The organism is Geomonas edaphica (assembly GCF_004917075.1).
In the GTDB taxonomy this organism is placed as follows: Bacteria; Desulfobacterota; Desulfuromonadia; order Geobacterales; family Geobacteraceae; genus Geomonas; species Geomonas edaphica.
Map to the genome: position 1 here is coordinate 179077 of NZ_SSYB01000006.1, position 25390 is coordinate 204466.

16 protein-coding genes are annotated in these 25390 nt (G+C 60.0%); 4 read left to right on the top strand and 12 right to left on the bottom strand.

Annotated elements, in window-relative coordinates; genetic code table 11:
- Positions 1-162: 162 nt before the first annotated feature.
- From E8K79_RS19230 to E8K79_RS19240, 3 genes are all read right to left on the bottom strand, one after another.
- Complete coding sequence (locus E8K79_RS19230) at positions 163-1569, bottom strand: HD domain-containing phosphohydrolase (RefSeq protein WP_162604722.1); 1407 nt, start codon at positions 1567-1569, stop codon at positions 163-165.
- Positions 1570-1807: 238 nt separating this feature from the next.
- Positions 1808-2449 (bottom strand): response regulator, encoded by a 642-nt coding sequence (locus tag E8K79_RS19235; RefSeq protein WP_129127916.1) that lies wholly within the window; start codon positions 2447-2449, stop codon positions 1808-1810.
- Complete coding sequence (locus E8K79_RS19240) at positions 2446-5553, bottom strand: sensor histidine kinase (RefSeq protein ID WP_136516171.1); 3108 nt, start codon at positions 5551-5553, stop codon at positions 2446-2448. The genes E8K79_RS19235 and E8K79_RS19240 overlap by 4 nt, the downstream gene beginning before the upstream one ends.
- A gap of 253 nt (positions 5554-5806) precedes the next feature.
- On the opposite strand from E8K79_RS19240, the gene E8K79_RS19245 reads away from it, so the two are divergent.
- Positions 5807-6211: a PilZ domain-containing protein gene (locus E8K79_RS19245; protein ID WP_136516172.1), complete on the top strand. Its 405-nt coding sequence runs from the start codon at positions 5807-5809 to the stop codon at positions 6209-6211.
- A gap of 1 nt (position 6212) precedes the next feature.
- Here E8K79_RS19245 and E8K79_RS19250 read toward each other — a convergent pair whose 3' ends face one another.
- Positions 6213-6686 carry an Lrp/AsnC family transcriptional regulator gene (locus tag E8K79_RS19250; RefSeq protein WP_135872665.1) on the bottom strand — a complete coding sequence of 158 codons (474 nt, stop codon included), beginning with the start codon at positions 6684-6686 and terminating at the stop codon, positions 6213-6215.
- 172 nt (positions 6687-6858) lie between these two features.
- Here E8K79_RS19250 and ald point away from each other — a divergent pair, with 172 nt between their 5' ends.
- Positions 6859-7974, top strand: a complete 1116-nt coding sequence (ald, locus tag E8K79_RS19255) for an alanine dehydrogenase (RefSeq protein WP_136516173.1) — start codon at positions 6859-6861, stop codon at positions 7972-7974.
- Between the two features lie 168 nt (positions 7975-8142).
- Here the strand turns inward: ald and E8K79_RS19260 are convergent, their stop codons facing one another.
- Entirely contained in the window at positions 8143-9006 is an 864-nt protein-coding gene (locus E8K79_RS19260) for an ABC transporter substrate-binding protein (protein ID WP_136516174.1), read from the bottom strand.
- On the bottom strand, positions 9006-10883 hold the full coding sequence (locus E8K79_RS19265; RefSeq protein ID WP_246043889.1) for a TonB-dependent receptor plug domain-containing protein: 1878 nt from the start codon (positions 10881-10883) through the stop codon (positions 9006-9008). The genes E8K79_RS19260 and E8K79_RS19265 overlap by 1 nt, the downstream gene beginning before the upstream one ends.
- A 370-nt stretch (positions 10884-11253) precedes the next feature.
- Between E8K79_RS19265 and E8K79_RS19270 the strand changes: the two genes are divergently transcribed.
- Entirely contained in the window at positions 11254-13599 is a 2346-nt protein-coding gene (locus E8K79_RS19270) for a hybrid sensor histidine kinase/response regulator (protein WP_136516176.1), read from the top strand.
- Between the two features lie 166 nt (positions 13600-13765).
- Here E8K79_RS19270 and E8K79_RS19275 read toward each other — a convergent pair whose 3' ends face one another.
- The 6 genes from E8K79_RS19275 to E8K79_RS19300 form a co-directional block, all read right to left on the bottom strand.
- Positions 13766-14023: a hypothetical protein gene (locus tag E8K79_RS19275; protein ID WP_162604723.1), complete on the bottom strand. Its 258-nt coding sequence runs from the start codon at positions 14021-14023 to the stop codon at positions 13766-13768.
- 405 nt (positions 14024-14428) lie between these two features.
- On the bottom strand, positions 14429-17539 hold the full coding sequence (locus tag E8K79_RS19280) for a PKD domain-containing protein (protein ID WP_136516178.1): 3111 nt from the start codon (positions 17537-17539) through the stop codon (positions 14429-14431).
- Positions 17540-17761: 222 nt separating this feature from the next.
- Entirely contained in the window at positions 17762-18169 is a 408-nt protein-coding gene (locus E8K79_RS19285; protein ID WP_246043891.1) for a cytochrome C, read from the bottom strand.
- 373 nt (positions 18170-18542) lie between these two features.
- Complete coding sequence (locus E8K79_RS19290; protein ID WP_136516180.1) at positions 18543-19580, bottom strand: peptidylprolyl isomerase; 1038 nt, start codon at positions 19578-19580, stop codon at positions 18543-18545.
- A gap of 130 nt (positions 19581-19710) precedes the next feature.
- Positions 19711-23535: a PKD domain-containing protein gene (locus E8K79_RS19295; RefSeq protein WP_136516181.1), complete on the bottom strand. Its 3825-nt coding sequence runs from the start codon at positions 23533-23535 to the stop codon at positions 19711-19713.
- 18 nt (positions 23536-23553) lie between these two features.
- Positions 23554-23988 carry a cytochrome C gene (locus tag E8K79_RS19300; RefSeq protein ID WP_136516182.1) on the bottom strand — a complete coding sequence of 145 codons (435 nt, stop codon included), beginning with the start codon at positions 23986-23988 and terminating at the stop codon, positions 23554-23556.
- Positions 23989-24586: 598 nt separating this feature from the next.
- On the opposite strand from E8K79_RS19300, the gene E8K79_RS19305 reads away from it, so the two are divergent.
- The gene (locus E8K79_RS19305; RefSeq protein WP_136516183.1) at positions 24587-25021 is read left to right on the top strand and encodes a hypothetical protein; all 435 of its coding nucleotides are present in this window, start codon (positions 24587-24589) and stop codon (positions 25019-25021) included.
- The last annotated feature ends 369 nt before the right edge of the window (positions 25022-25390 follow it).

A 25390-nucleotide genomic window follows, 5' to 3' on the forward strand; every position in this document is an offset into this window, starting at 1 on the left:
CACTTTGAGGGAACCACACGAAAAAAATGAACCCTGACCGGCGTTTGTGCCTCTGAGGGTGGTGTCGGGAAATTAGACACGCTGTGTGTCCAAAAAGAAAGGGACCGCCCCTGGGCGATCCCTCGTTTTTTTGCCGCTGTTCCGGCTGACGCAAACACTATGTCATTGGCCGATTGCTTGTTCGACGCAGTAATCGCGGGAGTCGCTCTTTACCCCCCAGCGCCGCAGGCCGAAGCTGACCGCACGCATGAGGTTGGTCCTGTTGTACGGCTTCTGGTTTAGGAAGAAGTGGGGATCGTCTCCAAGGCGGATGTAGAACTCTCCCGGCGCCTCGGGAGCCCCGGAGAGCGCGCATACTGTGGTGGCTGGGAAGCTGCCCGTTTTCCCTTCTTCCTGGCGGATGAGCTGCGCCGTTCTCGCACCGGAGATGCCGGGGAGGTTGTAGTCCAGACAGACGAGCCCATAAGGGGTCTGCTCGCCGAGGGCCGTCACGAACTTCTGCAACGCCTCTTCCCCGGTTGCCGCGAAATCCACGTGGCAAAACGGCTTCAACACCCGTTCCAGAAGCTTGCGGTCCAGTTCGTCGTCGTCGACTATGAGCGCACGCATGGTTCCCTCCTCCGTGTCTAATTGCGTTATGGTGCGGGAAAGAGGCCCATCGATGGTCTCCATCCCCTGAGTAGTGTTGGTCGTGGTGGCGCCGGCTGCATGGGGGCATCCTGCCCCGTTTCGTGGGGAAGGCCCGGTTACCCGCCGGGGGGCGCCGATAGTTGATGTCTCGGGAAGTTTCACGCTGCCGTGCCCTTGGGCGATGGTCTCGAATTGGGGCAAAAGCCGCGTGAAAGCGGCCACGACACAGGGGTCGAAACGGACCCCGCTCATGGAGACTATGTAGGCGCTCGCACGCTTCCACGAAAAGGCCTTCTTGTACACCCGGGAAGTAGTCAGGGCATCGAAGACGTCAGCCACCGAGACGATACGCGCCGCAAGCGGAATGGCCTCTCCCGCCAGTCCGTCGGGATACCCTAGGCCGTCCCAGCGCTCGTGGTGCCAAAGTGCGATGTCGGCGGCCATCTGAAAGACGAGGGCACTCTCCTCCGGGTTACAGCAGGCCTCGCCGCTGTCCCTGTCGGCGGCGGCGATGATGTCGCGGCCGATGCGGGTGTGGGTCTTCATGACCTCGAACTCTTCGAGGTTCAGCGAGGCGGGTTTGAGCAGGATGCGGTCCGGGATGCCGATCTTCCCGATGTCGTGCAGCGGGACCACCCTTGCCAGGCGCTCGATCCACTGTCGGCTCAGCAGGGAGGCGTAGGGTGAGTCGTGCTTCAGCGCGTTGCCCAGTGCCAGCGTGTAGTCCTGTACCCGCTTTACGTGGCGCCCGGTCTCCCGGTCCCGTGCCTCGGCGATGCTCGTCAGCAGGTCCACCGCCACCTCGCACGCGTGTCTTTTCTCCCGGCGATAACGCTCGAGTTCGCGCAAAAGGCGCAGGTTCTCGGCCTCCAGCATCCGCATGGGGTGGTTCTTTACGGTCTTTTGCCGCTCTTGCGATGTTGGTACCGGAGTAAACACGTGCGTCTCCTCATGCATCCCGCCATTTGCGCAGGGGGCACCGTTTAGGTTCCCTCTGCGCCTGCCCCGTTTCGGGGGATGGACGATGATCTCATTAATAGCAGGGACTTGTTTTTCTGTATGTCGGGCGCGGGACGTTAAAGGTGAGAGGCTTTTTCCGACATGCGGCGGTGGCGAGAGGGGAGGAGCGAGCCCTGCGGCGGGAGAGGCGAGTGGAGCCACCTCTCCCGCCGGGGGGTCAGGCGTTGTCGCACAGAAGTCCGTTCTTCACGACGTACGTGGTCAGTTCCGCATTGTTCTTCATCCCCATCTTGAGCAGAACACGGGTCCGGTAGGTGCTGATGGTCTTGACGCTCAGGGCGAGCTTGTCGGCGATGCCGGTCAGGGTGAGCCCGGAGCCGATCATGCACATGATCTGGTACTCACGGTCGGAAAGAAGCGTGTGCGGCTCGGCACCGCGGGGATTGGCGAGCTCGGTGAAGAGTCGCTCCGCTAGGTTCGAGCTCAGGTACTTGCCGCCGGTGTGGACCTTGCGGATCGCGTGCACCAGTTCCTGGGAGGCGGTCTCCTTGGTGAGGTAGCCGGCGGCGCCGGAGCGGATGGCGCGGATGGCGTACTGCTCTTCCGGGTGCATGCTTAGCACCAGCACCGGCGTCGTGATCCCCTCGGCCTTCAACTGTTTCAAGGCGTCGAGACCGCTTCTGCCGGGAAGCGAGATGTCGAGGACGATGACGTCGCAGGCCACGCTCCCCAAACGGGCGAACAGCTCCTGGATGTCGCCCGCCTCGCCGACCACGGTGATGTCGTCGGTGTCGTGCAAAAGCCCCTTGAGCCCCTCGCGCAGTATCTTGTGATCGTCAGTGAGCAAAACCCTTATCATCTCTTTTTCCTCCTTCGTTCCACGGGCATTTCCACCCGAATCGTAGTTCCCTTGCCGTGCATTCCCCTGATCTCGGCCGTCCCTCCCCAGCGCAGGGCCCTCTCCTTGATCCCCAAAAGGCCAAGCGACTGCAGGTTGTTGATCTGTTCCTCGTTGATGCCGCGGCCGTTGTCCTCTATCTGCAGCACGATGCCGTCCTCTCTTATGTCGAGGAGGATCTCGGCCTTTGTCGCGCCGGAGTGGCGCATAACGTTAGTCATGCTTTCCTGGAAGATGCGGAAGAGGGAGTTGGCCCGTTGCGGGTCGACCTCGGCGTCGCGCTGTGGGACGATGAGCCGGCAGTCGATCTGGCGCTGGCGGTAAAGCTCCAACTGCTCCTCGATGGCCGCGACCAGGCCGAGCTCGTCCAGCATGCGGGGGCGGAGGTCCCGCGTGATGCGGCGCGCGCACTGTATGGTGACGTTCAGGAGCTCGTTCATCGCCTTCACCTTCGCGGCGTACTTTTCGTCCCCTTCCGGGATGCGTTTTTGGAACCATGCGACGTCCATCATGAGCGCGGCAAGCAGTTGGCCCAGCTCGTCGTGGATCTCCTGGGCCACCGAGGCCCGCTCGTGTTCAGCTACCGTCTCTATTCGCTCCGCCAGTCGCCGCAGGTCCGCGGTCCGCTCGGCCACGGCGCGCTTTAACTCCTCCTTCGCCTCATGCTGTGCCGTGATGTCGCGGGCGATGCCCAAAATCCCCAGTTGGTTTCCGGCACGGTCCAGCATCGGGGTCTTCTTCGTTTCCAGCAGGATGCGCCGTCCACCACTGCTATCGGTCAGCCATTCCTCGTGAGCGATCTGACGGCCTGCCGCGAGCACCTCACGGTCCCTTCTTACGAAAAGCTCGGCCTCTTCTGCGTTCCAGATGTCGTGATCTGTCCGGCCGATGATCTCCTCTTCCTGGTGCCCCGCCATCTTCTGGAATGCCGGGTTCGCCGCGAGAAATACGCCGTTTACGTCCTTCAGAAAGATAAGGTCCGGGATGGTGCTGATGATGGTACGTAAAAGCGACCGCTCCTGCTCCAGTTGTTCCTCCATCTGGATGCGGTCGGTGATATCACGGGAGATGGCGAAGATCCCGGTCACCGCACCGGCATGGTCCCGGATCGGTCCCTTCACGACATTGAAAACGCGGGACTCTCCCAGGTGGTTTCGGCGGGGTTGCTCGAAAGAGACGATGGCGCCGGTCTCCAGTACGCGCTGGTCGTACGCAAGGATGACCTCCTCCTCTTCCGGCCCATAGATGCGGGTTTCCTCCCTGCCGATCGCCTCCCGTCCGAGAAACTCCAGCCCCGCCTTGTTCATCATGAGGTAGGTCCCCTGGCGGTCCTTGACCGAGATCGGGTCGGGTGTCGTCTCGATGACGGCGTTTAAAAGCTGCTGGCTTTCCCTCAATTGCGCGGTGCGCTCCTCGACGCGCTGCTCCAGGCTCTGGTTCAGCTGCTTGAGCGCCGCGTGGGAGAGCAAAAGCTCTCTCGTCATCACCTGCACGTTGTCGGTGAGCCCCTTGAATTCGCTGGTGACCGGTGGAGGCCACTCGATGGTGGTTCCGGCCGCGATCTGAGCGGGAAGCTCGCGCGTCACGCGCTCGAAGTCTGAAAGGATGGAGGCGATCCTGCCGGCGAAAAGCCTCGAGCAGAAGACCAGTAACACGAGCAGCAGACCGATACCGGAGAGCGCTGCGGTGATCTTCTCGGAGAGCGCAGTGATGGGGCGCCTGAGGGGAGACTCCACCACCAGCTTCCACCCCGGGTACCCGTCAAGCGGCATCTCCTTCACGTAGAACGAGGCAAGCCAGCGCTTGTACGGGCTCAACCCGGGTTTGGGGGCCGGGATCCAGTGTCGTATCCCTTTGGCCACCGGCATCAGGGAGCCCCCTGCGGGAAGGACGTAAGGGGTGAGGGGCCTTAACTCCTGCTTGGTACTCATGACCACCATCCCGCGGTCGTCGACGAGGGTCACCTGCACGGAGTCTTCGTGCACGAGCTTTTGCAGGAGCTCCGTCAGGCTGCCGAGGTCGGCGACGCCGAATACGGCGCCCCGGTAACCTTCCTTTTCCAGCACCGGCGCGACCAGAATGAGTCTTGGCCCCGGCGCGCCGATCCTTCCCTGGAAGAGTTCCATCACCTCGGGGTAGGGTGGGGCGGAGACCTTCTTCAGGTAACTGCGGTCCGACAGGTCCAGTCCCACGGTGGCCGTCCCGTTTTCGTCGACGGCCGGGGAGAAGGCGATGGTGATGCCGTGCTCGTCCGTCATCCCTAGGCGTTTGAAGTCGGTGAGCGACTGGCGCATGTTCTCCAGGTCGCGCCGCATGTCGGTCACCGGTCCGCCGCCGGAGGAGGCAAGGAAGCGGATCACCCCGAGACTGCTGTCCAGCCAGGATGCCGCGCCGGTCTGGGCCGCGGTGGCGATACGCACCGTTGCCTCCTGGTGCCGCGCGAGGTCCTGACGCATCGTGTGTCTTATATCCAGGTAGAGGAAAAACAGGGTCGGGATGGTGACAAAGAGCGATATGGCGACGAAGATCAGCTGGCGCAGCCCGGGAAGCCTTTCCTGCCGCCGCCGGTAAAAGCCGTAGCTCATGTGAAGCGCAGCGGCGATCAGGGTGTTGACGATGCCATTGATCCCCTGCTTGAGCCCCATCACCATGGCGGGCAGCAGGGGAAAGTGCATGACACCGGCGTAGAAGAAGAGCACGAGGGCGATGCCGCCGCTGAACCAGTAGGCCAGGTTGTTAAGGACCGGGTCGCGGTCTTTGGAGAGGTTCAAACGTGCGGTGCAGAGCGTCTCGGCGCAGAAGATGATCACCGCCCAGGGATGGTGCCAGAGAAACCAGGTGCAGCTCGCGGTGATGAGCGTCGCGGTCATCCCTGCAACGAGGCCGAAACGCATGAGGGCGAACATGGAGAGGATGGAGCCGAAGATGAAGTCGACGTTGAAGAAGAACTCCAGCTTGAACCAGTTCAGCACGAATCCGGCGAGGCCGAAGGCGATCCCGATGGCTACCTGGTGCCGGTAGTCCGGCCGGGATGAGTACGTCTTTTGCGCTTTCTGGTCCGGCATGGCCTACTCCTGAAGCGGTTGAGCGTGTCTGCGTGGGCGTCGATGGATCATTAATAGCAGAAGCTCTCCCGCTTATGGATCGGCCTACTTCCCTTTTTTCTGTAGTCTTTTTCCTACAGACGGCGGACGCCGGGAGGCCGGGACTGTAGTCGCAACCCCTACAGTAGTTGCAGCCTCATTCGGATTTACACAAAAGCGCTTCGGGCGTTAAAGGTGGAGCAGGTGGAGAGTCGCCGCTGAGAAGGAGGGGGAAATGGGTGAACCAGGGCATGAGGCGGGTGGGAGCATGGTGGAAGAGAGGAGGGACGGCGTCCCGGCGGGAAGGGGGGAGCGCGTCGACGCCAGGATCGCCATTTTCGAGGGCCCCTATCAGAAGACGCTGGTATTGAACTATTCGGTGAACGTGAGCCGAGGCGGCCTCTTCGTCGAGACAACCCAGATCCGGCCGGTGGACACCCTTTTGACCATCAAGTTCAAGCTTTCAAACCGCGACGCCATCATCGCCTGCCAGGCCCGGGTGGCCTGGGTGCGCGAGCCGGGAAAGAAAAAAGAGAACCTCCCCTCCGGCATGGGCCTTTGTTTCGTCGGGCTTTCCCTTGCCGACCTGCATGCCCTGCGAAGGTTTTTGGAGCGCTCGAGCATCACCCCGGTCTGGTAGGTCACAAAGGAAGCGAGGTCCTGCTCACCACGGTGCGCAGCGCAAAGGATGACTGCACCCGCAGAACTCCGGGGAGCCCGGTCAGCTTGTTGTGCAGGCGCAGGTAGTCGTCCGTGTCCTTCACCGCGACGCGCATCAGGTAATCGACGTCGCCGGACATGAGGTAGCACTCCATCACCTCGGGAACCGTGGCGATCGCCTCCTCGAAGGCAGAAAGCCTCTCACGCTGCTGCCCGTCAAGCGTTACCCGCACGAAGACGTTCCCCGGTTTGCCCGCACGCCCCTGATCCACCAGCATCACGTAGCGGTCGATGATGCCGCTTTGCTCCAGAAGGCGCACCCGGCGCAGGCAGGCCGATTCGGAAAGCCCGACGAGCTCGGCCAACTGCACGTTGGTCAGCCTGCCGTCTCTCTGCAACTCGTTCAGGATGGCCCGATCAATCCTGTCTACGGCTGTTTCCGCAAGATTCCTCATCGATTACCCCTTTTTGTGAAATATCCTGCGAAAAAATACCGTTTCTGTCGCCTGTTCGCAAGAAAAAATCCCGGTCGATCTGGTATGCTGAGACGCCGGTCTAATGAACCCGGCCCGGACTGCGGTACAATGCTGACAGTCGGCACACTCATCAAGGGGAGAGGGAGCGCAGATGGTCGTCGGGATACTGAAGGAAATCAAGGTCGAAGAGAATCGTGTCAGCATGACCCCCGCCGGGGTCGAGGTCATGGTGGGGCACGGGCACACCCTGCTGGTCGAGAGTGGAGCCGGCAACGGCAGCGGATTCTCCGATGATGCCTATCGCAAAGCGGGCGCCGAGATCGTGGCCGAACCGGCTGAGATCTACGCACGGGCCGAGATGGTCATGCACGTGAAGGAACCGCAGCCAAGTGAGTACGAGATGATCCGCGAGGGGCAGATCGTCTTCACCTATTTCCACTTCGCCGCAGCGGAGGGACTCACCCGTGCCTTCATGAAGAGCGGGGGGGTCGCTGTCGCCTATGAGACCATCACCGGTCCCGGTAACACGCTTCCGCTTTTGACCCCGATGAGCGAGGTCGCCGGCCGCATGGCGGCGCAGCAGGCTGCCAAGTACGCGGAGCGGGCCCAGGGTGGGCGCGGTATCCTTTTGGGCGGCGTTCCCGGCGTCGCGCCGGGCACCGTCGTCGTGATCGGCGGCGGCGTAGTGGGGACCCACGCGGCACAGATGGCCTGCGGGCTGGGCGCCAAGGTCTACCTCCTCGACATGAACCTCGAGCGCCTGCGTCACCTCTCCGAGGTCATGCCGAAGAACTGCTTCCCGGTCATGTCCTCTCCCGCCGTCATCCGCGAGCTGGTGCAGCAGGCGGACGTTGTGATCGGCGCGGTGCTCGTGCACGGGGCGAAGGCGCCCAAGCTTGTGACTCGCGACATGCTGAAGGGGATGAAGCCGGGTGCTGTCCTTGTAGACGTAGCCATCGACCAGGGTGGGTGCTTCGAGACCTCGCGCGCGACCACGCATCGCGAGCCGACCTACCTGGAGGAGGGGGTGCTGCACTACTGCGTGGCGAACATGCCCGGCGCGGTGCCGCTCACCTCGACGGCCGCCCTCACCAACGCAACGCTCTCCTATGCCGTGTCGCTTGCCGATCGCGGCTGGCGCGAGGTCGCGCGCGAAAGCGCCGGCGTGCGTGAGGGGATCAACATCGCTTTGGGCCAGGTCACCTACCGCGGCGTCGCCGACGCCTTCGGACTTCCCTACACCCCGGTGGAGACGCTGCTGGGATAGATGGTATGTGAAAGTCCCCCTTTGCGAAGGGGGATTTAGGGGGATTTCGCTGGCTGGCAAAAGCAAATCCCCCCGGCCTTCCTTCACAAAGGGGGGAGGCTACAAACCGAAAAAAAAGAGGCCGCCCCGGAAGGGGCGGCCTCTTTTGCGTCAAGGGCGTTAAGAGCGTTAGTGGGAGGGTGGCTTCAAGTGCAATTTGCGCAGCACGCTCTCGTTGACCTGGAGCCTTACCTTGCGCGGGTCGACGACGGGGACCCGGTGCACCCCGCCGGAACGCAGCAGGGACTGGGCCATTTCTCCCGCCTGCCCCCCCAGGTCATAGGGATCGATGTCGAGGGCGGCCGCGGCACCGTTTTTCACGTACTGTCCGGTGAAGCTCACCGCCGGGACCGCCTGGGTCATCGAGAAGACGAGGAGCGCCTCCAGGTTGACCGTGGTGATGGCGGTGCTGTCCGGCAACAGCCAAAGCAGGTCGATCTCCCCCTTTAGTTTCTCCAGTTTTCCCTGCAGGTCGCGTGGGTTGCGCAGCGTCTCGGTAACGATGGTGACACCGTACCCATCCGCCTCGGCAATTGCGCGTTTCACGTAGAGCCCCGAAAGCCTGGGGTCGTAGAGCACGCCAACCCGCTTAGCCCGCATCTGGGTGAAGAGTTCCAGGTAGCGCCCAGGCGCGGCGGTCATAGCGATGCCGCCTACGTGATCCGGCACCGGCTTCTGGGTGAGTGCCAGAGAGAGGAGGGCAAGTACCGGGACCTCCCTAGTCTTTCGGCACTCGGCCAGGGCGCGGTCCCCCACTGCGATCAAAAGTCTTGGACGCTCCTCCCTCACCAGGCGCTGCACGTCGACGTCGGAGTAGTCCGAGAGCACCAGAGTCTTCGAGTCGAATTTGGCTGCGGCATTTAGGCCGTGCAGCGCGTCGGTATAGGCGGGGCTGCGGCCACTTTGCAGGATAAGCACATCCAGTGCCTGGGCCAGGCGGGGCGAGGCCAGCATGATGAGGAAAAGCAACATGAAGGGGATCGGTGCGCGCATCAAAAGCGTAACCTCCCCCCGAACTCAAACCACCGCGGCGCCACCGGGCGGAAATCGTACTGGTACTGCCTGTTGTCCAGGATGTTGCGCACCGAGAAGAAGAGCTCCGGTGAACGGTCCGAGGATGGTGCGAGCTTCTGGGTCACGTGCAGGTCCAAGAGCATCGCGGTCGAGTCGGCGCCGGGCGTGGTGAGGTTCCAGTCGCTGTAGTTTCCGGAGAGGACACAGGTGAGGCCGGAATCCTGGTTGTCGTAGGTGACGGCCCACTTGGTCGCATGGCGCGGGCCGCTTTCGCCGCCGCTTAACTGCTTCCCGGTTTTTTTGTCGCGCGCGTCGATGAAGGTGTAGCCGCCGCTTAGCATAAAGCCGTACAAAGAAGAGGTGCGCCATTCCATGTCGACCCCTTCGCGGCTCTGTTCGTCCAGGTGCAGTACGTTGTAGCGGTCGAGGGTCTGGATGTTCCAGACCTCGTTGTCGAACAGCATCACTTTGAACCACAGGTAGGGAATCGCGGTGCTCTCGATCCCACCCTGCACGGTCCGGACCCGCTGCAGCTTGTGCGGCACCTGTCCGTCGGAGGTACCGTAATTGCTGATGAGCGGCATGCTGTAGCCGTACGCCGCATAGCCGCGCAAAAGGGTGTTGTCGGTCAGGCGGAAGGTGGCGCCCAGGGTGGCACTCGGGGCGTTGTCCAGGAGGTTGAAGCGGTCGTAGCGCGCACCGGGAAGTACGGAAAGCCGTCCGATGGTATAGGTGCCGTTTAGGTACGCACTGTAGCGGGTGAGGGTGGTGTCGATGTCGCCGTTTGGAATGTGCAGGAGCAGTTCTTTTTGCTGCACCCCGGTCCGTTCATACTCTGCCCCGGCCTTGACTCCCCGGTTCGCGTCTCCCCAGTTAAGTGCCGCCTCGTACCCCTGGTACACCTCGCGCGCCGTGGTATGCATGAACGAGCTCGGCTCGGGAAGGAGGCTTCCGACCACGTGCCCGGCAGAGCGCTTCCCGCCGCGAAGGTTCGCCTCGAGCGACAAGCGCTCGGCGAGAGGGTACTTGACTGAGAAGTAGCCGTTCAGATAGCGGACTACGCCGGTTTCCGCGAAGTTGTAGCGGTAGGACTCACTAAGGCCCGTGTCGGCGTAGCGCGCGTCCGCCGCGAGGATCGCCCTGCCGCCGTTTAGGAAGTCGTAGCTTAGTTTTCCGAAACCGTGGCTGAAATCCACGTCGTTTCCGGGGATGAGGCCGTTCGATTTCAGCTTCCCGCCGGTAACGTAATACCCGAGCCGGTCTCCACTGCCGCTGATCTCCCCCCTTAGGTCACTGGTGGCGGCCTTGCCGATCGAAGCTGAGACGAGGCCGGTTGCCGGGGTGTCCTGTGCGGGGAGCTTGGTGACGATGTTTATCACCCCCCCAAGCGCCGAGCCCCAGGCGGCTGAGGCCGCTCCCTTGATGATTTCGATGCGCTCGATCATCTGCACCGGAATGCTGCCGATGTGGGCGACGTTGTCAGAACCAACGAAGTTCTGCGGCACCCCGTCGATCTGCACAAGGACGTGCCGGTTCGTGCTACCGAGGACGTCGTAAAGGACGATGCCGCCGGGAGTCTGCAACAGGTCCACCTGGACGCCGGGAACCGTCTGGAGCACGTCGGCCACGGTGTGGGCGTTAATCCTGGCGATCTCTTCGGCACCGATTACGGTAACGTTTTCCGCGATGAGAGAAGCGGGACGGGGGGAATGGGGGACTGCTGTGACATCTTCGCCGGACAGGCCGAGCGAGCGTGTCACCTCGTCCGTATCCTCGGCGTGAAGCTGGGTGACGGCCATGGGGGACAGGACCATCAGGGAGGCAAGCAGGATTGTGATGAGCTGTTTTGCCGTCAAAAGGGTTTCCCCGGAAAAGAGCCGTTGACAGTTGCCGAATACCAAAAAGAACTGGCACAAAGAATGTTGCATACCTATCAGTTTGATGCTTTTCTGTCAAAGGAATTTGAGTAATACAGTCCCTATGCGGTCAATGATGGACAAAGTAGCCACTTATTACAGTTGAATCCCGCAGCATATCTGGTATAGTTCCCCGTCAGACTCCATGTAATGCCTCGCGTACAAACATTCACACTGCCTCAGGTCCGCAGCCTACAGCTCAGCTATAAAGCTCGCCCTGCACGCAGTTGTTACACACAACGATGAAGCCGCCGTCTGCACCAGCCGGCCAAGATTCGGCCGCGGCGCCGACCCCCACAAAGGCCTTGCCATGGACACGCCTTCTCCCGCCGGACGCTTAGGCGCCCTTCGCTCGAGCTTCCAATACAAGCTGTTCCTGCGTTTTACGCTCTTCTCCGCGCTGATCACCGTCGTCTGCGTCACCCTCTTCGTATTACACCAAATCAACCAAAACAAGCGGCACGCCGCCGAGATGCTCCTCCTGCAGGCCCATGCCCTGGCCGATTTGGTGCGTCTTCCCCTTTACGCTGAAAATAGCGACCTGCTTGAGTCCCATGCCCGCCAGGCGCTCACCCTCCCCGAGATCCGTGGGGTTGAGATCACAGCCGCAAGCGGCAGGACCATGGTGCGTCTGGGGCGCAACACAGGTGCTGACCTGATTCAGCAGAGCGTGCAAGTGAGGGGCAATCCGCTTACCGTGCTTCCCGAACCGGGGCAGGGGGAGCAACGACCCGACGAGCTCATCGGCGAGGTGCGCCTTTACCGCGGTACCAAGGACCTGTGGCGGGAGGGGAGGCGGCTTGCCTTTTTGAGCGTGGTGTTGGCTACGGCAAGCTGGCTCTTCATCCTCTTCTCCTGTTACCTGATCTTGAAGAGGGTGACCGCATCGTTTAATTCGCTGATGCAGGGGCTGGAGAACGTCCATTGTGGCGACTACGTCTCACGTATAGCCGTTCTTTCCGATGACGAACCGGGGCGGGCCTCGGCGTCGCTGAACGATCTTGCCGAGTCGCTCAGGCAGCGCGAGGAGGAGAATCGCCGGCTGCACGAGGAACTGCTGGCCGCCATGGAGTTCGAGATCGCTTCTAAGGAACAGCTGGTTGCCATCAATCTCGATCTGGAAAAGGAAATCGAGCAGAGGACCCAGGCGCGCCAGGAGCTCAAGAACCTGGTGGAACAACTCCCCATGGGTATCGTCTGGTCCGACGAGGGGGGGGGGATTGAGTACCTGAACGCCTTCATGATGAAGAGCTTTGGTTACCGCCAGGACGAGGTTCAAGACATAGACCAACTGCTTACCCTGCTTTGCCCAGAACCGGAATACCACGAAACGGTCGCCGGCAAACGCCGCGCCGCCATCGAGGCATGGGAACAGGGGAGCCGGGTCACCTTCTACGAGGTGAACGCGCTTTGCAAGGACGGCACCGTCAAGCATCTGAACTGCAGCAACCAGCGCTCCGGCGCGCGTATCGTGGACATCATGATCGATATGACCGAACGCGAACTTTTGCAGCAGCAGATCGTGAGAAACCAGAAGCTGGAGTCGATCGGCGTCCTGGCCGGCGGGATCGCGCATAACTTCAACAACGCCCTGACCGGCGTGTTAGGCTACATCTCCTTTGCGAAGAAGTTCATCGATCCCTCGCACAACTCACACGAGCTTTTGCAGCAGGCCGAAAAGGCGACCATGCGTGCCGCGGGTTTTGCGAACCAGCTCCTTAGTTTCGCCAAAGGGGGAGCCCCACTTAGAAAAGCCGTCCCGGTCGCAAGACTCGTGGAGGAATCGGTGCAGCTCGCCACACGTGGCTCCAACGCGACCTGCGTGCTTGATCTGCCCCCGGACCTCCCCCCGGTGTACGTGGACGACGGTCAGATCCGGCAGGCCTTCAACTGCATCTGCATCAATGCGGTGCAGGCGATGCCAGAAGGCGGCACGCTGACCGTGCGCGGGAGAAGGGTGTCGACGGACGTGGAAAGGCTTCCTGCCCCCTTAAGCGGCTGCTACGTAGAGCTCTCGTTCCAGGACGAGGGGTGCGGCATCCGCGACGAGCACAAGTCGAGCATCTTCACCCCCTACTTCACAACCAAAGCGGCGCTTGGTACCGGGCTCGGCCTTGCCACGGTCCACTCCATAATCGCCCGGCACGGCGGGGTGATCACCTTCGACACTCTCGTGGGAAAAGGGACCACCTTCACCCTCTATCTCCCCGTTTTCTGTATTGAATCGGCGCAGCCAAAAGGGGATGCTGATGTGGAGCGGCAAGCGCGGCAGGCGCTTGTCAGCTGCAGCAGGAGAATCCTTGTGATGGACGATGAGGAGATGATTCGGCTGCTCGCGGCCAAGGTTCTCGCGGCCAAAGGGTACGAGGTGACGCTCTGTGCGAGTGGCGATGAGGCCGTCGCCATGTACGGAAGGGCGTCAAAAGAAGGGATGCCGTTTTTGGCGGCGATTCTCGATCTTACCGTGCCCAATGGTATGGGGGGGAAGGAGGCGGCGCGTCTGATTCTCGCTCAGGATCCGGCGGCGCGGCTCATCGTGTCCAGCGGCTACAGTAACGACGAGGTGATGGATTCGTACCGGGATTACGGCTTCTGCGGGAGTGTGGTGAAGCCTTACGATGCCGACAAACTCTGCGGGGTGTTGGAGGGGCTGTAGGAGGGGAGAGGGCGTGTCCCTTCGGCTGAATGAGGGGGGGGCAAAGATATGCGCGATTTTGGGAAGTCAGTGATCTGTTCCCCAAAAAGCTCCGCATGCGGCCTAACGTTCCCCCCTTTGCGAAGGGGGGGCAGGGGGGATTTGGTCTTTGTTGTTGGCGCTGCGTTTACTCGGCTAGGTTCCTGAAGATCCCGGCTAGGGAGCGCTTTTCGTCGCAGTCGGCGCTGCAGGCATCATCCTCCACCTTGCAACTTTTCTCCAGGATCGCCTTAGCATCTGAGGACGCCGACTCGATGGCCTTAAGGCAGTCTGTGTAGTCAGTGGTGCACCTGTCTTTGCAGGAAGGTGAATCGTCCGCATATGCAGCGACGGCGGAAGTCAGTACTATCATGGAAAACGCTAATACTTTGATGGTTTTGCTCATATATTTTCTCCCACTGTCACAGTGAAACGTGACGCCAATATATCACATTCCACCTCTGCTTTACCATTTCATTGTCGTCCTACAACTGACATCCCTTTAGCCTTTTTTCCGAAAAAAAAGCTGCTACTTGTGCCCTCACTTCTGTGCCCTTCCGAAATACCACGCAATACCGATGGGTAAGCCTTGAAGTCCCCCTTTGCGAAGGGGGATTTAGGGGGATTTATAAGCCGGACGGAGCAACCCACAGCCACCGTTCGCAAGGGGCTTCGAAGGTAGGGCTTGAAGGTACCCATAGAGAAGGCTTAGTTGAACCGCACCATCTCTCGAAATGCTAAAAAAAGCCCGGAACTTTCGTTCCGGGCTCTGAAGTTACTGCAATGCATCAATCAAGATGGCAAGAGAGTGTTACTTGACGACCGTACTGGTAGTGTAGGTGGCAAGTGTCTCCGGTACTGCGACAGCCACAGACTGCGAGTTCACCAGTACGTTGCCCAAGAAGAGCTGTACGGTGGTCTTGTAGTTGTAGGTGCCGTTGCCCGCCGGATCACTGGGCGTGAGGTACTTCGAATAGCGGTTGTACACGTGCGATACACCGGCAGGAGTGAAGTCGCCCAGGGTTGCCCCGTAGAAGGTGGTGGCAGTGCTGCCGTCACCCCAGAAGATCCTGATCCTGTCGTAGTTTGTACCCGCAACCAGTTTGGAATCAATGCTCACCGGCAGCTTGGTCGTAACGGTGGCCACGGTGTACGGGGCTTTGGTGTTATAGGCAGTGGTGTAGGTGACCTTCTCGCCGGTGTTGGTGGTGCTGCCGAAGGTTACATAGACCGGGAGTTTCACGTTCACCAGCTTGTAGCTGCTGGCGATCGCGCCGTCGACGCTGGTCACGGTCAGGGAGACCCTGTAGGTGCCGGGCTTGCTGAAGGTGATCGTTGCGTCTTTGGTGGTGCCGTTGGTGATGGTCGCGATGTCACCGGCGTTGGTTTCCCATCTTACGACGGCGCCCGCTGCCGGAGTGGTGACCGGGCTGAAGGTTTGTGCCACACCAGCAGTCATGGCAGCTGCGGTGGTGCCGGTCTCGTTTCCGATTGCCGCGATGGTCGCAACCGGCCTCACGCCGACGCCGAAGGCGGTCGGGTTGATGGTGTTCAGGTAGTTGACGTAGTCAGAGCGGTACGCAAAGCTCAGGCTGGAACCATCCTGAGCGGTACGGCTGATCGCCGCAGATTGCCACAGCGCATTTTTCAGGCCAAAGGGGCCGACATCAGAGAGCTTGTTGATACGGATGCTGTAGCCCGAATTCGCCGTCAGTTTGATGCTGTTGCTGACGTTCGCGACACTGAAATAGATGTCGCCGAAGCTACCAAGTTCGGTAACCAGCTGATCGACGGTGGTTACCTTGTCGTTCCCAACCTGTACGGTGCGGCTGACAACCACGTCTTTTCCGTCTGCGTCCACCCCGGTCTTCACGTCAACTTTGAGAGTCCAGCCGAGGGTGGAGGTTGCGCCTTTCTTGTTGACGTTGAAGATAGCCGTAGCGTTGTCACAGTAGAACGGGCTCGCGCTATTGCAGGCTGCCGCGATGGCACCGCCCTGGATGCTGCTTTCCCAGGTTTGCTTGACGGTCTGGAAGGTTGCCTCGTAGAGTACCTCGCTGCGGTCGATGTTCCTGAGGGTCTGGCCGGTCGTAGCGTCCTTGACGTACGGGGTGTCGAACATCGAGAGGATCTTGACCGGAACGGAACGGGTGCCGTCTTTGGTAAAGACGTTCGGATGCGAATCGGTCGGGTCAACGAGACCGTTAACCTTGGTGAAGGCGGTGACCTGATCGGAGTCAAAGGTGAAGTGACCATCCATGTTGCCGTTGATCGGGTAAGCACCGTTGTAGAAGCCACCCGCAGTGTAGGCTGCGCCGGTCTTGTTGTCCGAGTCGTTCGCAGCGATGGTGGTGCCTGCTGCGCTGTGGCATTCCTTGCAACCCTTGGCGCCCCATGCCTTATCAGCACCGGCGATGTTATGGCTTGCCTTGAACGGCACCATGAGGAAGGAGAGCTTCGGCAGGAATGCGTTGGTGGCGCTCAGGTTCGGACTGCCATCCGAGTTCTTGGCGGCAATCACCACTCCTGCTGCGAGACCGAGCTGCCCCGGGAGGCCTGCGGTGAGCTTGCCGGCCTGGGTCTTAATTTCCGCTGCGGTCACGATGCCATCTGCGGTGAGGGCGTGCAGGCCGTTCGCGATGTTGATGTTGTTGACATGGGTCTGCAGCAGCGGGTCCATACCTGCGGTACGGCCGTCATTGTTGACGTCGAGGCCACCGTCGGCACCGCCTTTAAGACCGTTCATGTCGCGCCAGAAGAAGGAGGTCAGCAGGTTGGCGGCGTAGATTTTGCCGTTCTGCCAGTGCAGTGCGACTCCGTTGGCCATATCGCCTTTGGCGACGTACTCGGTGTCGTGGACGGCCAAGCGGCCTTCCTCGTCCGCGCCGGTGCCGTCGACGAATGCTCCGCCGCTGAAACCGCTCTTCTTAATGTGGCAGGCGGTGCAATCGATGAGGCCGATGTGGCTTATCGGGTTGCCGGACTTGTCGTACGCGATCAATGCGTTAAGGCCTGCCTGATCGTGCGCACCCTTGGAATTCGGCGCACCGAAGGTGGAGAAGGGAGCGACTGTAGGCTTTTTGGTGATGGGGTCGACATACTCATGGCAACCGGAGCAGTCCTTGAACTCCACCTTGTCCAGTGGGTTCCACATGGCGTCAAACGGGGATGCCCCGCCCTTGGCAGGGTCGCACAGCCCAAGCTTCTTGTTGTCGGCCGACACGATGCCGTCGGTCCCGACATTGGTTCCGACCTTGGCGCCAGTGCGCTCGTGGCAGCCCATGCAGCCGATGGCGCCGTGCACGTCGAGGATGGTGCCGTTAGCGCTCCACATCTCGCCACGCTTTTTCCAGTCCACCTGATACTTTTCGCCGGCTTCGCCGATAACGTTTCCGTTCGTGTCTTTTACGGGGGTTGTGCTGCCGAGGTGGCAGGAGGTGCACTGGTTGGAGGTCGGCTTGCCGACGATCTTGTACTCGAGGTTCGCGACGAGTTCGCCGTTCGTATTTGCGGTAACGGAGGCCGGGTCATAGAAGACGTTCATGCCGTCTTTCGCAGAGACTGCCAAGTTGGAGCCCACGGCGCGAGAAGCGTCGTACTTACCCTGGCGGACGGCGTCCTTGCGATGCTCCCAGCTGTAATCGTTCTGGTGGCAGATGAGGCAGTCCATCTCGAGCACGCCGGTCTGGGCGTAGTCTTGAACCACGACGTTGCCTTTATTAGCAGGCGTCGGGTTGAAAATGTCGATAAGTGCGTTGAACGCGGTCACCAGGACGTTGTTGTTGCTGTCCTTGAAGTTGTAATCGCGCAGCGAGACTCGCTTGTTGTTCATGTAAACGGGGGAGGTGGATTCGATGGCGCTGTCATCCACCATGTATTCCATGGCGCCGCCGCCGACGTGGCACTCGCCGCAATCGCGCATTTCGCCTGCTACCGAGTTATCCGCCTTTCTAGCGAAATCAGCAGTGCTGGTGAACTTGAACGGTTCGTAATACTTCCCGTTTGCGACCAGGGCAGGCTTGCCATCAGTATCGGTACCTGCATTTTTACCAAAGGGCACAGATATGAATTGGGCCACGCTTGAGTCATAGATGGAGCCTGCACCGTCTTTGTACATTCTCGCCAACTGGCGAGCAGACGGCGGTCACCAAGACCCCACGTGCCCGGGGCTCTGCACCCAGTTTTTACCCTGGGGGCCAGCGCCGGAGCGGAATGCGTCAGCTGAGTCAATGTTGAATGGGTTGAAACCGCGGATCTCGTTTGCACCAAGTTGGGCGTGGTAGGAGTGCTTCTCGATGTCGTCGTAGGTGTAAGAGAGCACGCCGGTGCCGGTACCGTGGCAACCGGTGGTACCAAAGCAGGTGTTCTTCATGCTGAAGGCCTTGGCGGATCCGTCGGTAACATTCTTCGTGATCGGCTGGCCGTCTGGACCCTTTAGGAGGATCTGTTTGTGGGCAGAGACGGAAGCCATCGCCATCCCCGTACCAACCCCGATCAGGGCGGCGCAGGAAGCGGCGGTAAGCAGCACCGTCTTCTTGGTGAGTTGTTTCATCATGGTCTCCTTTGTCTCGATTCATGGAAGTGCGAATCACATCGTGCGTCAGGTATGGGGGTACCGTTCGCCATCTGCAGTCCTGCTTCAGCTTTAGAGAGCCTGTACTTATCGTTAGCACGGGGCGTGCCGTCATTTTATTTTTCTCACTAAATTTTTAAAACTGTAGTGATTGCTAAAGCTTGTGCAATGCGGGCTAATAGGTCGGCAGGGGGGATGGGGCTGTTGGGGTATGTGTGATGGGGTAAATACCCCAAGCTCACCCAGTGGTTGGGGGGCTTTTACCCCAATGCGGGGTGGGGTGCGTAAAAAACAAAAGAGCAGGTGGGAAAGCCCATCCTGCTCTTTTGACGTCGGCGAAATCTCGCGGGTACTAGACCTTCTCTATCTTCGCCTTTTCTCTAAGCTCCTTGATTAGCGCGGGGATTTCCGCCCGCACCTTCTCGCGCTTCAGATACTCAACGATCTTGGCCTTAACCTCATCGAAGGGCTGTACCCTAGGCGGGTTCGCCTCGGTAAGCTTAATGATGTGGTAGCCGAATACGGTGGACACCAACCCGCTGATTTCGCCAGGTTTGAGTGCGAAAGCCGCTTTCTCAAACGGAGGCACCATGTCCCCTTGGCCGAAGAACCCGAGATCGCCACCTTTATCCTTGCTGGGGCAGGTGGATTCTTTTTTTGCTATCTCGGCGAAGTCCTCACCCTTCTTGATGCGCTCGAGCAGCGCCTCTGCCTTGGCTTTAGCCTGCTCCCGTTCCTCTTTGGAGGCGCTTTCCTTGGTTCCGATCAGAATGTGGCTCGCCCTTACCTGGGCTCCCTGCTCAAAGTACTTGGTGCGGTTGTCATCGTAGAATTTCTTCGCGTCGGCTTCAGCCACCTGGACCTTGGAACCGAAACGCGCTTCGATCATGTTGTTGATTGCTACGTCCTTGCGGGTGAATTCCTCAAGATCCTTCTGAGTCATGAGAAGCTCGTCCAGCGCAGTCTGATACTCCGTGTCGTTCTTGAATTTGGCGCGGTTGTCGGCAAGTGCCTTTTTCACCTGCTGGTCCAGATCCTTCATCTCTACGCCCTTCGCGGCTTGGTACAGGAGTTCGGAATCGGTAAGTTGCTCGATGATGGAATCTTGGGCTTTTTTGAGCGCCTCGGGGATCAGCTGCTTTGTGCCGGTCTGCTTAAGCATGATTTTGAGTGCGCGATTTACTTCCTTCCTGATGATCGGCGTGCCATTCACCTTCAACAGCGTGTCGTCAAGAGACTGCTGGGTCGCCTGGACTGCTTGAGGTGTCTGTGCCGCCTGAACCGGAGCTGCTTTGGCTGCGGCGTCTTCCGCAAGCGAAGCGCCTGCGCCGATTGCTGTGAGCAGGAATGCGCCGAGCGTGGACGATACGATCTTTTTCAGGTGCGGCATGTCGTCTTCTCCTTGTCTTTGAGCTGCTTTGGGTGAAAATACTGCGCTTCTACCAAAAAGGGCCCGGAACTTTCGTTCCGGGCCATAGGTTACTTCAATACAATTTCATCGAACTTTCAACTGTGTCACCTTACGGAAGTTCTACGGGGACGGATTTCGAGCTGACCAATGCAGACCCTTTGAAGAGCTGGATGGTGGTCTTGTAGTGGTATTTGCCGTCCGTTCCCTTGTACTTGTCGTACTTGTTGTACACGTGTGCAGCGGTGGTGTAGTCATTCAACGTGGTGCCGTAGAAGACGGTGGAAGTGCTGCTATCACCCCAGTAGAACCTGACCCTGTCGAAATCGGTGCCTGCGACGAGTGTGCTGACGGTCGTAGGTACGCTGGTCGTCACGGTGGTGATGTCGTACGCAGGTCTGGTCCCGCTTGCCAGCACGTGCTGGACTGTGGTGGCGTTGACCGGTGCGCTGGTGTTGATGTAGATCGGGTTGGTCACGTTAACCAGCTTGAAGCTGGTTGCGGTGGTGCCATCGGCGCTGGTGATGGTCAGGCCGACTTTGTAGGTACCCGGCTTGCTGAAGGTGATGTCGGTGGTTGCAGCGTTTGCGGCTGCGATGGTTGCAGCAGCGCCTGCCGAGGTCTCCCACTTGACCACAGCGTTGGCTGTCGGGGTGGTTCCGGTTTTGAAGCCAAACGCGGTACCAGTGGTGATTGCGAACACGGTGCTGGCATCGTTGTTTACTGCCGCGATGGTGGCAACCGGTTTTACGCCGACGCCGTTTGCTATGGCGCTGGTGTTGAGGGTCTCAAGGTACTCGGCGTACTGGCGGCCGTTCAGTGCGGTTGCGCCTGCGTGAACGGTGCCGTCCGAGTCGGTGTCAGTGATCTTGTAGTAGATCGCACCGTCTTCCTCAGGGTAAAGGACGTCTGCTTGCTGAAGATCGACGGTCCAGGTGTGGGTCGCGTCGCTCTTCTCGAACTTGACGGTACGAGCCTGGCCCAGTTTGTTGAACCCTTCGAATGCGGTGCGGAGTTCACCATTAAGAGCTTTGACACGAACCGGCTCCAGCGGACGCTCCATCAGGTTGCTGGCAGAGTCGAGGCCCGGGATGCCTGCCTGACGTGTAACGGTACCGGTCGATTGATCGATGGTGACTTTGGACGTCGGGTTGAAGGTGCGGTCCGCAGGGATTGCGGTGCCGACCATGTCGAAGCCGCCGGTGAAGAAGCCTTTGCCGGGTGCGTGGCAGTCGGTGCAGCTTCTGCCGATAACGTGGTCGTTAGTGGCTTTCACGCCGTGGGTAACCATGAAAGGAGCGCCGATGTAAGCGAGCTCGGTGCCGGTCCAGGTTTTCTTAAGGGCGGCCGGTTTGTTGGCTTCAAGACTGTTGCGGTAGGTGATGTAATCGTGGATCTGGTTCGGCTCGGTGAAGTTGACCGCGCCGCTCCATACACTGACGTACTTCCAGTAGTTGGCCGGAGAGAAGGTGCCGTCTTCCATAAAGGCGCTTGCAGAAGGGGCAGTGCCGTCCATCGGACCGAAGCCAACCGAGATGACGGAGAGAGCGGAAGGACCGAAGTTCATGCCGGCCTTCAGGTCGCGCTGGATCCACGGGTCGTAGATCGGCTCGCCGTAGCCCTGGGTGTTGTTCTTGTGCGGCGGGAGGCCGTCGAACACGTCGGTGTAGCCAGCAAGCGAGGGCTTGACAGCATGGGTTGCGTCGCCGTCGCCGATCAGCAGGCCGCCGGGGACGGTGTCGCCGTTGGCGTCGACATCGGGGTTGGTGTTGTTCCAGATAACAGCGGAGATCGCGTTGCTCAGGTAGATCTTGCGGCGGAACTGCATGCCGCTCTTCGTGCCATTGCCGAAGCTGAGCGGTGCTTCCATGTTGCCGAGCCTCTGCCAGAGGTGGAGCGGTTTCCATTCCTTAAGCTGGCCGCCCACTACGTGGGTGCCCGCCGGGATGGGGGGCTGGTAACCGGGGTCGCCGGCCTTGAGGTTGAAGAAGCCGTTGATGGCAGCGAACATCTGGTTGTACTTGTCAACCGCACCAGCGTTGAATGCATCCGGAGCCGGGTCCTCGAACAGGCCGATCATCCCTTTGGAGGGGTCGGTGCCGACGATGGCCGGGAAGCGCATGCCGGAGGTGGCGTCGAGGGCGCGTACTGCCATGCTGACTTTCTTCACGTGGCAGACGGTGCAGTCCATGACGTCGAGGTGGTTGCCGCGACCGAGCTTCGTTGTATCGCTAGTGAGGTTGGTGTCGTGGGCGATACCCTGACCGCCGTAACCTGCGCCATTGACTTTAGGTGCAATTTCGACCTTGTCGGCGATCTGGACGATGTTGTTCTTCAGGCCGTACTGGGTGTGTACCGCTTCCGGATTCGGCGCACCGAAGGTCTGGATCGGGTTGCCGTAGTAGTCCTTGCCGGTGATGTGGCAGAACTCGCAGCGCTTGACGGTGTTGCGGGTGTCGTGTTTCAGCACGGCAGCGGTAACGTCGGCACCTTCAGCCACGATCGCCTGGCCGTTGGAGCTGTAGTTTTTCACGACAGCACGCTTCCAAAGCGGCGGAACACCGTCGGCAGTGGTGCTGGACATGTCGAAGCCGCGGCCCGGGTCGCACTGGTTCTTGTTAGTGCTGTTGCCAGTGAAGTGGCAGCCGGCACAGCCGAAGGAACCATGGACGTCCTGGCCTGCCTGCCATGCGTCGCCACGTTTGAACCACTCAGCGCGCGGGAACGGCATGGTGGAGCGCTTGAGAGCGTTCTGGTCAGGCACGGTACCGGTTGCGGTCAGGTAGTAGAGCGGGCCGCTCGCGGCGGGGTTGTTGCCGCCCAGGAAGCCGCTTAAGCTAGCTGTGCTCTGGAAGGTCTGCTGTGCCTGCAGGTACGGCATCCCCGGCATCATGTACTGGGTGTAGTTGCCGAAGTTAATTGCCTGTGAGTTCCCAGAACCCGGCTGCATCCACATGGCGTTGATGTCGTAGGAGGTCATCCTCTTGCCGTTGGGGCCGACGCCGTTAGCCGGGTCGTAAACCATCGGTGCAGAGGAGAGGAAACCGCTGCTGCCGCCGGTAACACCGAACATCTCGGGGAGGTCTTTCAGGGTCTTGGTGGCGTGGCATTGCATGCAGTTGTTGGACTCCGGTGCGGCCTTAATGCGGCTGATCAGGCTCGTAGAGAGCGAGACCGGAATTCCTTGAGCAGTGGGGTCGCCAAAAGTGACGTTACCGTTCTGCGAGTTGTACCCCATGTAGGTCGGGCTGGCGGGGTTCATGTCGAACAGCATAGCGCCGGCCCCCGGGGCCGCGTTCAGGCTGCCCGCTTGGGTCATGACGGAGGACATGACGTTGTCGTAGCCGGAAAGATGGCAGAACAGGCAGTCCATCTCCTTGACGTTCGGCATCATGAGCTGCCCGGAGTAGACCGGCATCTGCGCGCCGGTGTTGGGCTCTTTCATGTACATGGCGACATCGCCGATTTTCACGTCATTGCCAAAGGGGTCTTTGGTTACCCAGGCAAAGGCCGGATCGGCCATTACGGCCCCGTTTGCCGGTTTGTTGCCTTTATACTGTGGGTAGATCCAGGGAGCGATGGTTGCGAACGAGGACTCGATCCCGTCTGCGGTGAAGGTCTCCCAGACCGTGGAGGTGAAGGGGTTAACGACGCCCATCGCCATGTCCATGAGGGTCTTGCCGGGGAGCCTGTTGCCGTTTCTGTCCTCTTCATAAGCGATGCCGCCCGGATGGCAGGTGCCGCACATGGTTGCCTGGTCCCACAGGGAGAGGTCGACTTTCGGGTACTTTTTGCCGTCGGCGCCAACGCCGCCGTTAAGGAAGAGGTAGAGGCTGGTGCCTGGGGTCTTGGAATCTGTTACTGCGTCGCCGGTGCTCTGAACGGTGCCCGGGTATGCGATGCCTTTGCCGTCTGCTTTTTTCTGTAAGTCCGCCACCTGGCGGAGCGAGGGGGTTCACCACTTGCCGTTGTGGCCGTGGGACTGCAGCCAAGGTTTCTGCGGATTGAGGCCAGTCTGCCGGTCGGTTGCGCCCTCTACGAAAAGGCCGCTGTCGGAGTTGTCCATCCACTCGGCGGTGCCGAGCGTTGCATGGTATGCACCTTTGGACATATCGGTGTAGCTCTTGAGCCCGACGGTGTTACCCGGGGTGTGGCAGCCCATGGAACCGCCGCCCATGCAGGTCTGCTTCGGGCTGTAGGGCATGCCCTGCTTCGTGGTCGGGTCGACCATGACCGGCATGGCCGGGTAGCCGTACTGCTTCGCGACCTCCTCATAGGTATAAAGCTGGATTGCCGGGTGTGCCGCTTGGGCAATCGTCCCGCCAACGGTGAGGCCAGCTACTGCTGAGGCCCCCGCCAAAAGCGAGATTTTCAATCCCCTTTTTTTCATAGGTTGTTTCCCTCTCAGTCTCTTGATTGGATTTGAAATGAATTGCACTGTGCTGCCTCTTTGTTGCTGCTACTTCGGACCTTCAGGTCGCCGTGTGAATGGGGGCACATGACGACTGCGCCGGACCAGGTTTAAGGGCATCACCGGTACGGTGTGAAGAGAGCTTGTAGGGTAAATAGCAATTGTCGTACCCACCATGCCGTTCGCTGCTTGTCGCCGTCCAAAAAAAACCGCGGCGGTGGAGCTGATGACGAGATGGCGCTTGGAAACTCATATAATAATTGATATATTGCACTGCGGCCGCCGGGGTACGTTTTTTAGAGCAGATGAGGGATCTGTTGAATTGCTTTCATTCCCCGCGTGGCATCCCCCTCAAGAAGGTGCGGTGATATCCCCCGCATGGGGGAAGCTTGGGGTGAAATAGCCCATGATAACTGCGGGTGACTTCCGGCGCGCGCAGGCTTTGGCCGGCAGACGCCGTGAAATACGCGCTGCTACGCAACTATACGGGGATTGCTTTTGTGGAGCGGTGCGCGCGGACGTTGGCAGAGAGGTTGCACGGCTTTCGTGCAGCATTTTATCTATACCAGGAGGTCAGATGATGAAGAGGGTGGGTTTGTTGGTTGTTGGCGCGTTGTTGGGCGGTTGTGTGCACCAGGCGCCCGTCGATATGAAAAGTGAAGTGGCACCGGCAACTGCTCCGGCGCTAAAGAAGGTGGAGTTGAGCGAGGCCTCCATCGCCGAGCTCATTGTAAAAGACAAGACCACCAAGGAACAGGTTCTTGCCGCCTATGGAAGCCCGGTGGCAGTCGAGCCGAACAAGCGACAGCTCTCCAAGGAAATGCTTGCCACCATAAAGGTTCCCATGCCTCCTATCGCACGCACAAAGGAGTTCTGGACCTACAACGCCCCTCCCTTCAACAGCGATGGCTCAATGAAGAGTAAGATCCTAAGCGCGATGTTCTTCATGGACGACAACGGTGTCGTGGTTGACTATCTCACCTCCTACACCCACGTGGCTCCTCCCCAGTAGTACCTGGCCGCGGGAAGCCATCGGGGCGGTAAACAGCCTGAAGTCACTGGCGGAAAACGAAAAAGGCTCCCCCTCTTGTGAGGGGGAGCCTTTCTTTTTTCTTCTGACGGAGGGACCGGATTAGAGCGGTTGTTGCGCTCCCCGTGGATGACAACTGAGCGACGCGCCGCCGGCGCAGTTTCGCATCATTTCGGACGGTGCGACTGTTCCGTAGCCGGCCGCCACCTTTTCCATCGCCGGTCGCTCCAGCCTAACCATCTCCCCCCTTGGCGCCAATCCGATCCCGGCCGCCAGGCAGGTCAGAGCGCCCAAAAGAATCGCCGTGCATTTTTTACTTAGCCTCTCCATCTCCGATGCTCCTTGAACCTG

Bases quoted from the DNA above. Each gene is read 5' to 3' on its own strand.
- E8K79_RS19235 (WP_129127916.1), bottom strand. From the start codon at position 2,449: ATGATAAGGGTTTTGCTCACTGACGATCACAAGATACTGCGCGAGGGG.
- E8K79_RS19240 (WP_136516171.1), bottom strand. From the start codon at position 5,553: ATGCCGGACCAGAAAGCGCAAAAGACGTACTCATCCCGGCCGGACTAC.
- E8K79_RS19245 (WP_136516172.1), top strand. From the start codon at position 5,807: ATGGGTGAACCAGGGCATGAGGCGGGTGGGAGCATGGTGGAAGAGAGG.
- E8K79_RS19250 (WP_135872665.1), bottom strand. From the start codon at position 6,686: ATGAGGAATCTTGCGGAAACAGCCGTAGACAGGATTGATCGGGCCATC.
- ald (WP_136516173.1), top strand. From the start codon at position 6,859: ATGGTCGTCGGGATACTGAAGGAAATCAAGGTCGAAGAGAATCGTGTC.
- E8K79_RS19260 (WP_136516174.1), bottom strand. From the start codon at position 9,006: ATGCGCGCACCGATCCCCTTCATGTTGCTTTTCCTCATCATGCTGGCC.
- E8K79_RS19270 (WP_136516176.1), top strand. From the start codon at position 11,254: ATGGACACGCCTTCTCCCGCCGGACGCTTAGGCGCCCTTCGCTCGAGC.
- E8K79_RS19275 (WP_162604723.1), bottom strand. From the start codon at position 14,023: ATGAGCAAAACCATCAAAGTATTAGCGTTTTCCATGATAGTACTGACT.
- E8K79_RS19280 (WP_136516178.1), bottom strand. From the start codon at position 17,539: ATGCGCGATTGCGGCGAGTGCCACGTCGGCGGCGGCGCCATGGAATAC.
- E8K79_RS19285 (WP_246043891.1), bottom strand. From the start codon at position 18,169: ATGAAACAACTCACCAAGAAGACGGTGCTGCTTACCGCCGCTTCCTGC.
- E8K79_RS19290 (WP_136516180.1), bottom strand. From the start codon at position 19,580: ATGCCGCACCTGAAAAAGATCGTATCGTCCACGCTCGGCGCATTCCTG.
- E8K79_RS19300 (WP_136516182.1), bottom strand. From the start codon at position 23,988: ATGAAAAAAAGGGGATTGAAAATCTCGCTTTTGGCGGGGGCCTCAGCA.
- E8K79_RS19305 (WP_136516183.1), top strand. From the start codon at position 24,587: ATGATGAAGAGGGTGGGTTTGTTGGTTGTTGGCGCGTTGTTGGGCGGT.